The organism is Kribbella sp. NPDC051137, assembly GCF_040682535.1.
Lineage (GTDB): Bacteria > Actinomycetota > Actinomycetes > Propionibacteriales > Kribbellaceae > Kribbella > Kribbella karoonensis.
The window spans coordinates 900,800-914,613 of the sequence record NZ_JBFBBI010000002.1; the positions used below are offsets into that span (position 1 = coordinate 900,800).

Annotated in this window: 12 protein-coding genes and 1 pseudogene; 5 read left to right on the top strand and 8 right to left on the bottom strand. The window is 68.3% G+C overall.

Annotated elements, in window-relative coordinates; genetic code table 11:
- Both nadB and nadA read right to left on the bottom strand, forming a co-directional pair.
- On the bottom strand, positions 1-1,512 hold the full coding sequence (gene nadB / locus AB0M51_RS11860) for an L-aspartate oxidase (RefSeq protein ID WP_344187836.1): 1,512 nt from the start codon (positions 1,510-1,512) through the stop codon (positions 1-3).
- Positions 1,509-2,489 (bottom strand): quinolinate synthase NadA, encoded by a 981-nt coding sequence (nadA, locus tag AB0M51_RS11865; RefSeq protein ID WP_344187835.1) that lies wholly within the window; start codon positions 2,487-2,489, stop codon positions 1,509-1,511. The genes nadB and nadA overlap by 4 nt, the downstream gene beginning before the upstream one ends.
- Before the next feature lie 67 nt (positions 2,490-2,556).
- On the opposite strand from nadA, the gene AB0M51_RS11870 reads away from it, so the two are divergent.
- The gene (locus AB0M51_RS11870) at positions 2,557-3,261 is read left to right on the top strand and encodes an NUDIX domain-containing protein (protein ID WP_344187834.1); all 705 of its coding nucleotides are present in this window, start codon (positions 2,557-2,559) and stop codon (positions 3,259-3,261) included.
- Positions 3,262-3,277: 16 nt separating this feature from the next.
- Here the strand turns inward: AB0M51_RS11870 and AB0M51_RS11875 are convergent, their stop codons facing one another.
- The 4 genes and pseudogenes from AB0M51_RS11875 to AB0M51_RS11890 all read right to left on the bottom strand — a co-directional run bounded on the left by AB0M51_RS11875 (position 3,278) and on the right by AB0M51_RS11890 (position 7,031).
- Positions 3,278-3,958: a winged helix-turn-helix transcriptional regulator gene (locus AB0M51_RS11875; RefSeq protein ID WP_344187833.1), complete on the bottom strand. Its 681-nt coding sequence runs from the start codon at positions 3,956-3,958 to the stop codon at positions 3,278-3,280.
- 1 nt (position 3,959) lies between these two features.
- Positions 3,960-4,550 (bottom strand): annotated as a pseudogene (locus tag AB0M51_RS11880) (alpha/beta hydrolase); the annotation flags it as partial.
- 55 nt (positions 4,551-4,605) lie between these two features.
- Positions 4,606-6,213 carry a hypothetical protein gene (locus tag AB0M51_RS11885; protein ID WP_344187832.1) on the bottom strand — a complete coding sequence of 536 codons (1,608 nt, stop codon included), beginning with the start codon at positions 6,211-6,213 and terminating at the stop codon, positions 4,606-4,608.
- A gap of 95 nt (positions 6,214-6,308) precedes the next feature.
- Positions 6,309-7,031, bottom strand: a complete 723-nt coding sequence (locus tag AB0M51_RS11890; protein ID WP_344187831.1) for a 4a-hydroxytetrahydrobiopterin dehydratase — start codon at positions 7,029-7,031, stop codon at positions 6,309-6,311.
- A 63-nt stretch (positions 7,032-7,094) separates the two neighbouring features.
- Between AB0M51_RS11890 and AB0M51_RS11895 the strand changes: the two genes are divergently transcribed.
- Both AB0M51_RS11895 and AB0M51_RS11900 read left to right on the top strand, forming a co-directional pair.
- The gene (locus tag AB0M51_RS11895) at positions 7,095-8,108 is read left to right on the top strand and encodes a WYL domain-containing protein (RefSeq protein ID WP_344187830.1); all 1,014 of its coding nucleotides are present in this window, start codon (positions 7,095-7,097) and stop codon (positions 8,106-8,108) included.
- Positions 8,095-8,409, top strand: a complete 315-nt coding sequence (locus AB0M51_RS11900; RefSeq protein ID WP_344187829.1) for a chorismate mutase — start codon at positions 8,095-8,097, stop codon at positions 8,407-8,409. Before AB0M51_RS11895 ends, AB0M51_RS11900 begins: the two co-directional genes overlap by 14 nt.
- A 15-nt stretch (positions 8,410-8,424) precedes the next feature.
- On the opposite strand, the gene AB0M51_RS11905 is transcribed toward AB0M51_RS11900, so the two are convergent.
- On the bottom strand, positions 8,425-10,212 hold the full coding sequence (locus AB0M51_RS11905) for an ABC transporter substrate-binding protein (protein WP_344187828.1): 1,788 nt from the start codon (positions 10,210-10,212) through the stop codon (positions 8,425-8,427).
- 128 nt (positions 10,213-10,340) lie between these two features.
- On the bottom strand, positions 10,341-11,528 hold the full coding sequence (locus AB0M51_RS11910; protein WP_363749187.1) for a LacI family DNA-binding transcriptional regulator: 1,188 nt from the start codon (positions 11,526-11,528) through the stop codon (positions 10,341-10,343).
- A gap of 65 nt (positions 11,529-11,593) precedes the next feature.
- On the opposite strand from AB0M51_RS11910, the gene AB0M51_RS11915 reads away from it, so the two are divergent.
- Together AB0M51_RS11915 and AB0M51_RS11920 are read left to right on the top strand one after the other, a co-directional pair.
- Positions 11,594-12,892, top strand: a complete 1,299-nt coding sequence (locus AB0M51_RS11915; protein WP_344187827.1) for a sugar ABC transporter substrate-binding protein — start codon at positions 11,594-11,596, stop codon at positions 12,890-12,892.
- A gap of 4 nt (positions 12,893-12,896) precedes the next feature.
- The gene (locus AB0M51_RS11920) at positions 12,897-13,802 is read left to right on the top strand and encodes a sugar ABC transporter permease (RefSeq protein ID WP_344187826.1); all 906 of its coding nucleotides are present in this window, start codon (positions 12,897-12,899) and stop codon (positions 13,800-13,802) included.
- The last annotated feature ends 12 nt before the right edge of the window (positions 13,803-13,814 follow it).

Sequence of the window (13,814 nt, forward strand, 5' to 3'; positions counted from 1 at the left end):
TCAGTGGGCTGCCGCGAGATCGTGCTGCTGGACGGCCGGACGGCCGTCGTGATCGAGGCGTACGGCGAGGTGACCGCTCCACTGTTCGTCGGGGTGCGGGTGATCCGATCGCCAGTGGCAGCCGCGACTGTCCCGCCGCGTGCTCGCCGCGGCGACAACGGCTCGCGCGACCGTCGCCAACGGGCCGCTGCCGAGCGGCTCGAGTTCCTCAGCCGCTGTCTCCAGCTGTAAACCGTCCCGACGAATGCCGGCGGACCGAGTCAGCACCTCGCGGATCCGCTCCGGCTCGTGGTCGCGGCCGAGCAGTACGGTCTGCGACCGGCCAGTGGTGGCCCGCCGGAGTTCGAGAGTCAGCGCCGTTGCGACCCGTCGGCCGAACACCAGCCCCTCCAGCAGGGAGTTGGACGCGAGCCGGTTGGCTCCATGTACGCCGGTTGCCGCGGCCTCGCCGACGGCGTACAGACCTGGTACGTCGGTCGCGCCGTCGCGGTCGGTGCGAATACCGCCGCAGAGAAAGTGCTCCGCGGGCGCGATCGGAATCTGGTCGGTCAGCATGTCGACGCCGATCCGTGCACAGGACTCCAACACGGTCGGAAACCGCCGCCGAAGGACGTCCGGCCGGATCGCCGTGGCGTCCAGCCAGACGTGGTCCGTTCCGTCGCGGCGCATCGTCGCCTCCACCGCCCGCGCGACGATGTCCCGCGGTGCCAGGTCCGCCCGCGGATGCAGACCGGCCATGATCCGCCGGCCGTCGTTGTCGCGCAGTACGGCGCCCTCGCCGCGGACGGCCTCGGTCACCAGCGGCAGCTGGCCGCCGCTTGCGCCGGTGAAGAGCACGGTCGGGTGGAACTGGACGAACTCCATGTCCACCAGCGAGGCACCGGCCCGGAGTGCGAGGGCAAGTCCGTCGCCGCTCACGGCGGGAGGGTTGGTGCTCGTCAGGTAGGCATTGCCGATGCCACCGGTTGCCAGTACGACGGCCCGTGCGTCGACCTGTTCGACTCCCTCGCCGTCGTCGACGAGGACGCCGACGACATGCCCGTCGTCGGACTTGATCAGGCCGGTGACGCGTCCCTCGACCGTCCGAACGCCTGTGCGCTGTACGGCGCTCCGGAGCGCGCGATGGATCTCCGCGCCGGTGGCGTCGCCGCCCGCGTGCACCACCCGGGGACGGCTGTGGCCACCCTCGAGAGTCCTCGACAGGGATCCGTCCGCGTCGCGGTCGAAGCGTGCACCTTGCGCGATCAGCTCGGCGACTCGCTGAGGACCCTCCTCCACCAGCATCCTGACAGTGCGGGGATCGCAGAACCCTGCGCCCGCGATCTCGGTGTCGTGCAGGTGCTCGTCAGGATCGTCGTCTCCGAACGCGGCCGCGACCCCGCCCTGTGACCACGGCGTGCTCCCGTCGCCGGCGCTGACGAGAAGCACACTGCGAGTGGCTGCCAGTCCCAACGCGGTCGAGAGACCCGCGACGCCGGAACCGATGACGACGACGTCGGCCGAGAGGGTCATCGAGCACCTGCCGGCTTGCCGATGGCAACCATGCGTTCGACCGAACGCCGGGCACGCTCGACGATGTCTTGTGGAAGCTGGACCTCGTCGCGCCCCTCGCGCAGGCACCGCAGCAGCAGGTCCGGCGTGGTCATCTTCATGAACCGGCACGAGGCCTTGGGGTTCACGGGGACGAAGGAGGTCTGCTGGTTCACCTTGCGGAGTTGGTGGAGCATGCCGATCTCCGTTGCGACCAGCGCGGTCTTCGCGGTCATGTCGCGGGCGGCGTCCAGCATGCCGGCGGTGGAGAGGATATGGGTCCGGTCTGCCGGCAGATCACCGACGCCGGCGAGCCAGATCGCGGACGACGCGCAGCCGCACTCGGGATGTACCAGGACCTCGGCCTCAGGGTCGGCCGCGACCTGGGTCCGCAGCTCGGCCGCGGTGATCCCGGCATGCACGTGGCACTCACCCATCCAGACCTCGATGTTGTCCCGGCCGGTCTGCCGCCGTACGTGGTTACCCAGGAACTGATCGGGCAGGAACAGGATCGGTCGATCCGCGGGGACGGAGTTCACCACCTCCACCGCGTTGGACGACGTACAGCAGATGTCGGCCTCGGCCTTCACGGCTGCGCTGGTGTTGACATAGGCAACAACCACGGCGTCGGGATGCTGCGATTTCCAGGCTCGCAGTTGATCGGCGTCGATGGTGTCCGCCAAGGAGCAGCCGGCCCGAGCGGTGGGGATCAGGACGGTCTTGTCCGGGCTGAGCAGTTTGGCCGTCTCGGCCATGAAGTGCACGCCGCAGAAGACGATCGTCGAGGCGTCGGTGCCGGCGGCGATCCGGGACAACGCGAGCGAGTCGCCGACGTGGTCGGCGACGTCCTGGATCAGTGGGTCCTGGTAGTTGTGGGCCAGGATCACGGCATCTCGTGCCCGGGCGAGTCGGCGTACCTCGTCCTGCCAGCTCCCGGTCAGGTCGTGAGCAACGTCCATGGTGGGTCCCCTTGGTCGAGGTTTTCGCCTATGAGTCGATAACTAGGGTGACGGTATCATCGCCGGCATGCCCGAAGCCAAGAAAGGTGATCCGGTTAACGTCCCCAGTTATCCTCACGAGGTACTCGCCGTCGTCCTGTCCGTCCGTGACGACGCCCTCTGTGTCTTGCTGTGGAAACGTGGCCGGAGCCCGTTCCGGCACCGCTGGGCCCTGCCAGGGGGAGGCGTCGAACCCACCGAACGGCTCCGGGAAGCGATCACCGGTCACCTCGCGGCGAAGGTGGACGTCCGGGACGTCGCCCACCTGGAGCAGCTCGCTACCCACAGTGCGATCGATCGTGATCCGCGTGCCCGTGTCCTGGCGACGGCCTATCTCGGTCTCGTCCCGTCCGACGTACGGCCCAACCTGCCGGCCGACACCGCTTGGCACCGGGTGGACGAGTTGCCGGGTACGGCGTTCGACCACCACTTCTTCATCGAAGCGGCAGTGGCGCGGCTCCGCGCGAAGCTGTCCTACACCAACATCGGATTCGCCCTGGCCCCGCCCGAGTTCACCATCGCGGAGCTCCGCGACCTGTTCAGCGCGGCGCTGGGCTACCAGCTCGGTGCGACGAACCTGACCCGCGTCCTGACCAGGCGGGACGTGATCGTCCCGACCGAACGAACCGCAACCCACGGGCAGTCAGGCGGCCGCCCGGCCACCGTCTACAAGTTCGTCGCCCACGAACTGACCGTCACAGACCCCTTCGCCGTCCTACGCCCACGCCGCTGACCGATCGCCGCCGTCCTCACCCCGTGGTCTCGTGTCTGTTCTGGGGCGTGGGCAGGCGGAACAAGCCCTTCAGGCTGCGAAGTGCGGCCCGGTCGCCAGTGGCCGTGGCGGTGCCGGTCTTGATGGCGTCGGCGAGGGTGAGGCGGCCTTCGGTCACGTGGACGAAGGTGTCCTCGCTGATCGTGATGACGACGTCCGGGCGCTGGGCCGGTCCGTGCTGGGTTTCGAGGGTGCCGTTGTCGACAGTGGCGTGGAGGATCTCGTCTTCTACCCGGAATTCGTACACGGCGCGGAGATCAGCCGCGTTCTGCGCGTCGAAGCACGCCTGCAGCCCGAGCACAGCCCAGCCGGGGTGGAAGGTCTCATCGGCCTGACGTTCGCCCATCGCCCACTTCAGGCCCCAGCGCGCCAGTTGCAGCACCACCGGCCCGAGTTCCTCACCTGCCGGGGTGAGCGCGTACGCCGCCGTACGCGCGGGTGCCGGAAGTGTGGTCCGGTAGGCCAGTCCTTCGCGCTCCAGATACTTGAGGCGAGCGGCGAGTAGCCCTGTTCCGAGTCCACGGAGGCTTGCCTGGAGGTCGCTGAACCGCCGTGGGCCGGTGAGCAGTTCGCGGATCAGCAGCAGGGTCCAGCGTTCCCCGATCAGGTCGAGCGTCCGCGCGGTCGCGCAGTACTGGTTGTAGGTTCGTTGTTCCACCTCAGGCTGCCGCTTCCAGCAGCGACCGCGCGACTCCTTCGGGATCGGTGAGGATCACGCCGTGCGGTCCTTCGATCGTTGCCGTGCGGTAGCCGACCGACTGGCCGAAGCCCAGGAAGTCGTACGTCGGCGGCGTGCAGCAGACGGCCGTCCCGGGGACTCGGTCCACGCCCCCTCCGAGCCGGGTCGCCTCGCTGAACGTCCGCAACGGCTGCGGAACGAGACGCTCCGCGAGCCAGGCGGCAGCGTCGGAGTCCACGACACCGAACGCGGCCGGCGGCGGCGCCGGTATCTGCGATCCGTCCCCGTTCGTGTGGGCCGACGCCCGCATGGCCTTCTCGAAGCTGCTCGGCGCGAGGTCGAACAGGCTCGCGCCGTCGGGAGCCGCCCAGCCGTCCACCAAGACGACCTGCCGCACGAGGTCGGCCCGCGCGTCCGCCGCCTCCCGCACAGCCAGGCCTCCGTAGCTGTGCCCTACCAGTACGACGTCGTCCTCGCGCGCGAGCTTGTCGAGAGCGGCGATGACGGTCGCGGCGTCGTCGTGGAGTCCGCGATCCGTCGGTGCGTTGAGGTCGGGAATCACGGTGCGCGCCCCGGCGCCGAGGAGCTACTTCCTGTTTTTGAAGTAATAGATTCAAAACAGGAAGCTAATTGATGATTTCGAGGTCGAGTGCGGTCGGGTCGTCGGCGGCTCTCGTGAACCGGAGTTCGGTGGAGGCGAACCGCTGTGTCCAGATGCCTGGTTGCCCGAGCAGCGGGCTGACCGTGTCCGCGACGTTCTCGCTGTCGAGTTGGTCGGTGACGATCCACCGACCCGCGCCGACGCGTTCACTGCGCGTCCACTCGCGGCTCGTGAGCCAGTCAGGTACGACGACCGTTGCGCCGGTCTCGGCCCGCTGCCGCACCAGCCGGAGCGTGTCCTCGGGGAGCCGGCTGCCGGCGACAACGATCAGTTCAGGTTCACCCAGCCGGTCAGCGCCCACCGTTTCGTCGTAGACGACGGTGTTGTGCAGCGAGTGGAACAGGGGGTGGGCGGTGGTCGGCTCCGGTACGGCGGCGGTCAGCGGGAACTGCGACCGGGGGACGTCGTTCAGCCGGGCGCGGGGTGACTCGAATCCTTCGATGTGCATACAGGTGCCGTGCCGCGGGATGCTGCCGTGGCTCAGTAGGTGCCAGGCGTGGAAGATGCTGTCGGACCGCTCGTCCGCCGAGCGATCCCGATCGCCGAACGGGCGGACGCCGCGTCCGAAGTTGCTGTCCTCGGCGTGAATCAGGACGGTGCTCGGACGGGCGTCGCGAAAGGTCCATCGCAACGGGTGGTCGCGGACGTAGCGACTCGTGAACTCATGCCACACCTCGCCGAACTCGGTACGCCGGAAGCCGCGGCCGTCGTACCGCGCCAGCACGTCGACGGCCTCGGTGAACAGCCGCGTCGGCCCGAACGCGTACGCCATCGACAGTGCCGCGGAATACTCCCGGGGAGAGTGGCCGGGGAACCCGGGAGCGCGGGTGAACCACGGGCCGATGTCGGGTCCCCAGAGATCGGCGCAGATCCACAACTCGCGGCCGTACTGCAGCGCGGCGCCGAGGGCGGTGGCCAGTTGCAGCGGTTGGAACGACTCCTTCATCACCTTCGGGCACGGCGTCATACCGGCCCGGGCGAAGGTATGGAACATCACTGGGAAGACGTGTTCGGCCAGGACCGGTGTCGCGGTTCCGGTCACGGACTGGATCTTCCGCACCCGGTCGGCGATGACCTTCACCAGGTGCTCTGTGGCGGCAGCGGAATCGAGACCGCCGGTCGACCCGAAATGCGGCAGGTAGTCGTCCTTGCGGTACTGCGCGGCGTTGATCTGGAGATGCTCCGGTTCGTCGTAGAGCACGCCCGCCAGGACGTCGGCGGCCCCGGACAGTGCTCGATCCGGTACGTCGTACCTGTTGGTGCCGGGTACGTACGGACCGTTCACGTTGCCGTACTCGTTGCCCAGCACCACCTCGAGCCCGGCGTCGCGGACGTCGTCGACGAGTTGTTGCTGGCCCTCAAGATCGGGCATCACGTGGTGGAGGTAGAAGTCGGCGCCGAGTTCCTTCAGCAGTCCCAGGAATGCCTCGGGTGGTACCCATCCGTCCTGCGAGGCGATCGGGATCCCGGTTCCCGTACGCATGATCGCGTCCGAGGCGTCGCCGGCCCACGGGTCCTGCCAGGCGACCACCGGTCCTTGGACGCCGAGCCGCGGTTGCGGTGTCTCTGTCATGGTGCCTTTCGCTCAGGCCGTCGTGCCGGCGGGCGACTGATGTTATCGAGATGTCCTTGTTCACAGGCGGTGTGATGACCGGAGTCGGCCAAGCGTCAGCTTCGGTCGGTCCAGTTGGTTCCTCCGGGGCGGTACTGCGAATCGCACAGGGTGCTGTCGCCGGGTTGCCACGTGCACAGGTAGATGTGGTTGCCGTCAGGGTCGGACAGCACCCACGTGGACGGCGCGCCCCGGTCGCTGACGAGTGTGCCGCCGGCGGCCAGTGCCGCGTCGATCCGTGGTCGAACCTGACCCGGGTCGACCCACACGTGCGGATGCCACGCCCGTTGGGTCGAGTCGGCGGTCCGGAACCACAGCATCGGAAGCCCCGTCCGCGGGTCACCGACGTCCCCCCAGGCCTCGGTGCCGATGACGTGATGGGAGTCCAGCACCGCCGCCCAGAACGGCGCGATCTTGTCGTACGCCGGTGTGTCCAGGCCGAGTTCGATGCGGGTGATGCTGCCGCATTCGAGCTCAGCGCCCTCGGCGGCAACCAGTTCGCCGATCTGGCGAGCCAGGATCACGTCGGTCTCGGTGACGCCGCCCCCGTCACGGCTGGACAGCCGTACGTCGATCTGGAAGGGCCGCAGGTCGAGCTCGGCGTGGTGACCGAGCGCCTCAGCAGCCCGTCCGATCGACTGTACGAGTCGCAACCCTTGGGTGAAGTTCTCGGTGTGGATCCGGGTTTCCAGGCCGCCCTGCCCGAACGACAGCAGCAGGGCCCACCCGTCCAGCCCCGCGGCGGCGATCTGCTGCCCGGTCAGCACTTGAGTAGTCATAGACCGACCGTACGAAACAAAACCGGCCACCCCTCTGTCCTGTTTCTCTGCTAATTTGCGGTTATGCGCGCCGAGCGCCTGGTGGCCATCGCGCTGCTGCTGCAAGCGCACCGGAAACTGACCGCGCCCGAGCTGGCGCGGCGTCTCGAGGTTTCCGAGCGAACGATCCGCCGTGACCTGGACGCGCTGCTGCTCTCCGGCCTGCCGCTGTATTCCGAACGCGGTCGCGGTGGCGGATGGGCGCTGCTCGACGGTCCCGCGATCAACCTCTCGACACTGACCGCGCAGGAGGCGCAAGCACTGTTCGTGGTCACCGGCCCCGAGCTGCTGGCAGGTCTCGGACTGGAACAGGGCGTCACCTCGGCGGTCCGCAAGCTGCTCGCGGCACTCCCGGCCACCACCCGCGAGCAGGCCGACCGGACCCGGCGGGCCATCCACATCGACCCCACCCGGTGGGGGCGTCCAGCACAACCCGCGCCTGCCACGCTCGTTCCGTTGCGGGACGCGGTGATCGCCGGGTTCCAGGTCGACCTCACCTACGCCCCGCCCGGAGCCGATGCGGCGGTTCACCGCGTCCATCCGTACGGATTGGTGTCCAAGAGCGGCATTTGGTACCTCGTTGCCGGCGCGGACGCGGGTCTGCGAACCTTTCGCGTCTCCTGGGCCACCAACGCCGACGCCACCACCGAACCCGTCGAGCGCCCCGAGGACTTCGACCTCATCCGGGCGTGGGAGGACGTCAATCGCCGGCATGTGCCGTGCTCGAGTTACCGCGTCGAGGTGGTGTTCCAGGTCCGCTCGGAGGATCTCGGCCGGGTCCACCTGGCGCTCTCGGAGGACACGCATCTCCGGCCGGTCGACGGCGGGCCCGGAACGGCACGCCGGTTCACCGCGACCTTCACCTCGGTGCACGAGGCGGCGTGCGAGTTGATCTACCTCGGCGCCGGCGTGCAAGTCCTCGAACCCGCCTCCGTACGCGCCGAGCTGGTGCGCATCGGCCACCGCCTGATCGAGGCCCACGCCCCGAAATGGTCCACGACCCTCGGAGCTTATGCTGTCCGGCATGACCAGGGGTGACGCCGTACAGGAAGAGCTTGAGCGGCTGCGGGACAGTATCGACAACATCGACGCGGCTGTCGTTCACATGCTTGCCGAGCGCTTCAAGTGCACGCAGCAGGTCGGGCGGCTGAAGGCCGAGCACGATTTGCCGCCGGCCGACCCCAACCGGGAGGCCGCTCAGATCGCGCGGCTGCGGCGGCTGGCGGAGAGTGCGAAGCTGGATCCGGCGTTCGCCGAGAAGCTGCTCGGGTTCGTCATCAGCGAGGTCATCCGGCACCACGAGCAGATTGCGGCCGACGCGGAGGTCGGCCGCAACTGAGGCAACTGAGGAAGATCAGCCCTGCTTGTCCTTGGTCAGCCAGACGTTGGTCGGGTCGTAGTTCTGCAGGCTGGGTACGTAGACCGCGTTCTGTACCTGTGCGGCGTGGTAGTTGGCCTGCTTGTTGCTGGTCAGTGGGTAGAACGCTGCCTGTCCCATGACGCGGGCGTCGGCCTTGGCCCAGATCGGGGCCGCGGCGTCGGCGGTGGGCGCCTCCAGGGCCTGCTGGATCAGCTTGTTGGTTTCGGGATCGTTGTAGAGGCCGTAGTTGCTGCCGACCGGCGGGAACGACGGCTCGCCCGAGAACAGCGGCTTGAAGAACGACAGCGCCGCGTTGCCGTACCAGTCAGCGCCCCAGCCGGCCAGTGAGATGTCCCAGACACCGCGCTTGGCGACGCTCGGGACCTGCAGGTACTTCACGTAGAAGTCCGAGTTCGGCGACGGTACGCCGACGACCTTGACGCCGATCTTCGAGAGATCCTGCTGGACGGTCTGGAAGGTCTTGTTGCTGCCCTCGGTCGCGTTCCGGTACAGGAACTTGAGCGTCAGGTGCGGGTAGCCCGCGGCGGCCAGCATCTGCTTGGCCTTGTCGGGGTTGTACGGATACGGGTCGAGCTGCTTCGAGCCGGTGATCACGTCCGGGAGGACATGGGTCAGCGGCGGGTTCAGCGTCTTGCCGCCCAGCACCTGCAGGATGTTGTCCCGGTTGATCGCGTAGCTCAGCGCCTGCCGCACCTGGACGTTGGCCATCGCGCCGTTCTCGTTCGGCGAGACGGTGTTGAACAGGATGAACGGGTTCGAACTGGCGGTGTCACCGATCGTCAGGTTCGGGTCCTTCTTCGCCTGCAGGGCGGGGATCTGGGACGCCGGCGGTGCCAGGTCGAAGTCCATGTCCGCGCTCGGCGTACCGGTCTGCAGTTGCTGCTGCACCGAGTCCTGCGTGAGACCTTCGGTGACGACGACCTTGTCGACGTACGCCTTGCGGACCGGATCGGAGGCCGCGTCCCAGGCCGGGTTGCGGGAGTACTTGATCGACTTGGTCGGGACCCAGGAGTCGACCTTGTACGGACCGTCGGACGGGAAGTGGTTGCCGAGCTCGGTGCTCGCCGGCAGGTAGTCGAGCGACTCGATCGGAGCCGGGGACAGGGCCGGGAGCGTCATCTCGTCGGTGAAGTAGCTGGCCGCCTGGGTCAGGTGGAACACCACAGTGTTGTCGTTCGTGGCGACCACCCCCGGCAGCGGGGTCTTCTCGATGTAGTCCTTGATCCCGGCGACCGTCTTCGGCGCCTTCGCGAAACCGTCGGAGAACGCCTTGTACCCGACGATCAGGTCGGCGAAGTCCGGCGTACCGCCGAACGGCTGGACCGGGTTCGCGGTCCGCTTGACGCCGCGCACCACGTCGGCCGCGGTGACGGCGCGGGCCGGCGACGTACTCCACTTGACCCCCGGGCGGAGATGGACCGTGTACGTCTTGCCGTCGGCGCTGATCCCGCCGTTCGCCTCGGTCGGGACCTGTGTTGCGATGTCCGGGACCGGGCTGGTGTTCTTGCCGCCGGCTTCCGCCGGGTACGTGAGCAGCTGACGGCTCCAGAGCCGCAGGTTCAGGTAGCCCACCGAGTAGTAACTGATGTTCGGGTCCATGTAGTCGACGTCCTGGGATCCGAGCATGTTCAGGATGCCACCGGCGACCGGGGTGCCGGCCGTGCCGGATCCGGACGGTGTTGTTCCGCCACTGCTGCAAGCCGCGAGCGTGATGCTCGCGACGGCGGCAAGGGTGACTGCCGCCAGCCGTCGTCTGGCCATTGGTCCTCCTCCAGGGCTCGATAAGCCCCGAAGCTAAGACTTCCGGCCCAGTCCGGAACCCCGGTCACGCAACCGTCAAGGAGTTGTCACCCGGCACCCGCCGCGACATGACGGAGTCATGACAACCGTTACCGGGAGCCGGTGTCTCGCGTGCTGGTCCGGCCCGTGCTGCCGCGGACGATGAACTCGACCGGGGGGAGGTCCACCGGGGGAGGTTGCTTGCCTTCGACGAGTGCGACCAGGGTCTGGGCGGCGGCCGTTCCCCAGGCGACGACGTTCTGCCGGACGGTCGTCAGGGGCGGGACGGTGTACGGCGCGAGCGGTATGTCGTCGAAGCCGACGACGGACAGGTCGTCCGGCACGCGGAGACCGCGGTCTGCCGCGACCGAGATGCCGGCGATCGCCATCAGGTCGTTGCCGTACACGATCGCGGTCGGGGGCTGCGGGAGATCGAGCAGTTCGTGGGTCGCCCGAGCGCCGGACGCACCGGTGAAGTCGGCGGTGACGACGGTTCCGATCGGTAGCCCGAGCTCTTCGAGAGCACCCTGCCAGGCGCGCCGCCGGGCCTCGGTGTGGACGTAGCCCGCGGTGCCCATCACGTGCGCGATGTGCTGGTGCCCGAGGGAGTGCAGATGGTGTACGGCGCGCCGTACGCCGGCGTCGTCGTTCATCCCGATCGTGGGATCGCCTCCGGGTTCCGTGCCTTCCGGAGCGACGATGACGGCGGTCAGCCCGAGTTCGCGGAGCTCCTCGGGCCGGGTGTCGTGGATGCGCAGGTCGGTGAGGAACACGCCGTCGGCCCGGGACTCGCGGGCGAACCGCCGGTAGGCGGCACGCTCGGACTGCTCGTCGCCGACGACCTGCAGGACCAGGGAGTACTCGCGCGCGGCGAGCCCGATCTCGATGCCTGCCATGAACTGCGGGAAGAACGGGTCGGTGCTCAGGAGTTCGGGGTCGCGGCGGATCACCAGCCCGACAGCCTGGGTCCGGTTGCGGGACAGCGCGCGGGCCCGGGCACTCGGCTGCCATCCGAGGGCCGCGGCTGCGCGGAGGACCCGGTCCCGTGAGGTCGCGCTGACGCCGGGACGCCCGTTGACGACGAACGACACCGTGCTCTTGGAGACCCCGGCTCTTGCCGCCACGTCGCCGATCGTCGCCCGCTTGGACGGGCTGGACTCGACTCCGGCGGTCGACGTGGGGGATGGCTCCGCTGTGCTCACCTCGCAAGGATAGTCGGTGTAAACCGGTTTGATGACGATATTCCGGTCCGGCTGCGCTCGTCGCCTGGCGCGCCGCAACCTATTGACCCACATCATTCAAACCGGTTTAATCCCGATGACGACAAGCGGGCCCCGGGGGTCCGGGCGAGGAGATGGGCGCGATGAGGCGTGTGGCGACTGCTGCGACAGCGACGCTGGCGGTACTGGCGGTACTGGCGCTGGCGGGGTGTGGGTCCGGGAGCTCCGGCGGCGCGACGGCGACCGCGCTCACCAGCGGACCGATCGACATCTGGTACTCGACCAACAAGCAGGAGATCACCTGGGCGGGCAAGGTCGTGAAGGCCTGGAACGATCAGCACCCGGACCAGAAGGTCACGGCGCAGGCGATCCCGGCCGGGAAGTCGTCCGAGGACGTCATCGGGGCGTCGATCACGGCAGGAAACGCGCCCTGCCTGGTCTTCAACACCGCACCCGCGGCCGTCCCGGCGTTCCAGAAGCAGGGCGGCCTGGTGAATCTCTCGAGCACCTTCGACGACGCCGAGAAGTACATCACCGCCCGCTCCGGAGCCGCGGCGGACGGCTTCCGCAGCCCGGACCACGGCCTGTACCAGGTTCCCTGGAAGACGAACCCGTTCATGCTCTATTACAACAAGGACGTCTTCAAGAAGGCCGGCCTCGACCCGGCGCACCCCAAGCTGGCGACGTACGACGACGTACTCGCCGCCGCGAAGGCGATCAAGGACTCGGGCGCGGCGGACGTCGCGATCTACCCGCCCGCGACGGCCGACTACACGAACGTCAACTTCGACTTCTACCCGTTCTACCTGGCGAACTCCGGCGGGACCCAGTTGATCAAGGACGGGAAGGCCACGTTCACCGGTGAGCAGGGTATGCAGACGCTGAAGTTCTGGCAGACCCTGTACGCGAACGGGTACGCCTCCGCGGAGGCCTACAGCGGCGACATGTGGGCGGGACCGTTCGCCGACGGTGTTGCGGCGATGGGAGTCGCCGGCCCGTGGGGCAAGGCGCAGTTCGACGGCAAGGTGAAGTACGGCGTCGTGCCGATCCCGACGGCAGCGGGCAAGGCGGCGGATGCGACGTCGACCTTCGCCGACTCCAAGAACATCGGCCTGTTCACCGCCTGTAAGAACAAGTTGACCGCGTGGGAGTTCACGAAGTTCGCGACGAACGACCAGAACGACCTCGCGCTCCTCGAGACCACCGGGCAGTTCCCGACCCGCACCGACGTACCCGAGCTCGCGGCCGCCTTCCTCGGCAAGAACGCCTTCTTCGAGCCGTTCGCGGCCGCGGTCCCGCGCGCGGTCGATGTGCCGAACGTCGACTCGCTCACCGAGCGGATGCAGACGTTCCGGGACGCGTGGACGAGTGCCGTCCAGTCCGGCAAGGGCGATCTGCCCAAGACGTTCGGCGACGCGGCCGGCACGATCGATGGGCTCTAGGGCATTGCCTGCCGCAAGCCGTCCCGGCCGCCGGCTGCAGCGCCTGCTCGGAGAACATCCGCTCGGGTTGGTCCTCAGCACGCCGTACACGGCGTTCGTTGTCGCGGTGCTCCTGGTTCCGTTCGGGTTCGGGGTCTGGATGGCGTTCCACGACTTCTTCTTCACCGCGCCCGGGGTTCGGGTGCCGCATCCGTTCGTGGGGTTCGACAACTTCCGCCGGGTGATCGGCGACCGCGCGGTTCGGCAGGCCTTCGGCAATTTGCTGCTGTTCCTGGTGATCAACGTCCCCCTGACCGTCGTACTGGCGTTGCTCCTGGCCACCGGGCTCAACGCCGTCACGCGCTGGAAGGCGTTCTTCCGGGTCGCGTACTACATCCCGTACGTCACGGCGTCGGTCGCGACACTCGCCGTGTGGATCTTCCTGTTCAACAGCAACGGGGTGGTGAACAAGGCGCTCGGCGACCTCGCCCCGGATCCCAGCTGGCTGGCGAACCGCGGCCTGATCATGCCGCTGATCGCGGTCTATGTGACCTGGAAGAACCTCGGGTTCTCCGTGCTGCTCTACCTGGCGGCGCTGCAGAACGTCCCGGCGGAACTGCACGAGGCGGCGGAGATGGACGGCGCCGGCCGGTGGCAGCGGTTCCGCGCGGTGACGCTGCCCGGCGTACGGCCGGTCACGTCGTTGATCGTCCTGCTCGCGATCATCACCACCGGGCAGATCTTCACCGAGCCGTACCTGCTCACCGGTGGCGGACCGCGGGGTGCGTCGATGACGCCGGCGCTGCTGATGTATCAGAAGGGCATCCAGCAGGGACAGCCCGACATCGCCGCGGCGATCGGCATGCTGCTGGTCGCCGGCGTGATGATCCTGACGCTGGTCTCCCGGCGTGTGACCGAGGGGAGGCGCTGACGTGCTGAACCG

Bases quoted from the DNA above. Each gene is read 5' to 3' on its own strand.
- nadB (WP_344187836.1), bottom strand. From the start codon at position 1,512: ATGACCCTCTCGGCCGACGTCGTCGTCATCGGTTCCGGCGTCGCGGGT.
- nadA (WP_344187835.1), bottom strand. From the start codon at position 2,489: ATGGACGTTGCTCACGACCTGACCGGGAGCTGGCAGGACGAGGTACGC.
- AB0M51_RS11870 (WP_344187834.1), top strand. From the start codon at position 2,557: ATGCCCGAAGCCAAGAAAGGTGATCCGGTTAACGTCCCCAGTTATCCT.
- AB0M51_RS11885 (WP_344187832.1), bottom strand. From the start codon at position 6,213: ATGACAGAGACACCGCAACCGCGGCTCGGCGTCCAAGGACCGGTGGTC.
- AB0M51_RS11890 (WP_344187831.1), bottom strand. From the start codon at position 7,031: ATGACTACTCAAGTGCTGACCGGGCAGCAGATCGCCGCCGCGGGGCTG.
- AB0M51_RS11895 (WP_344187830.1), top strand. From the start codon at position 7,095: ATGCGCGCCGAGCGCCTGGTGGCCATCGCGCTGCTGCTGCAAGCGCAC.
- AB0M51_RS11900 (WP_344187829.1), top strand. From the start codon at position 8,095: ATGACCAGGGGTGACGCCGTACAGGAAGAGCTTGAGCGGCTGCGGGAC.
- AB0M51_RS11905 (WP_344187828.1), bottom strand. From the start codon at position 10,212: ATGGCCAGACGACGGCTGGCGGCAGTCACCCTTGCCGCCGTCGCGAGC.
- AB0M51_RS11910 (WP_363749187.1), bottom strand. From the start codon at position 11,528: ATGATGTGGGTCAATAGGTTGCGGCGCGCCAGGCGACGAGCGCAGCCG.
- AB0M51_RS11915 (WP_344187827.1), top strand. From the start codon at position 11,594: ATGAGGCGTGTGGCGACTGCTGCGACAGCGACGCTGGCGGTACTGGCG.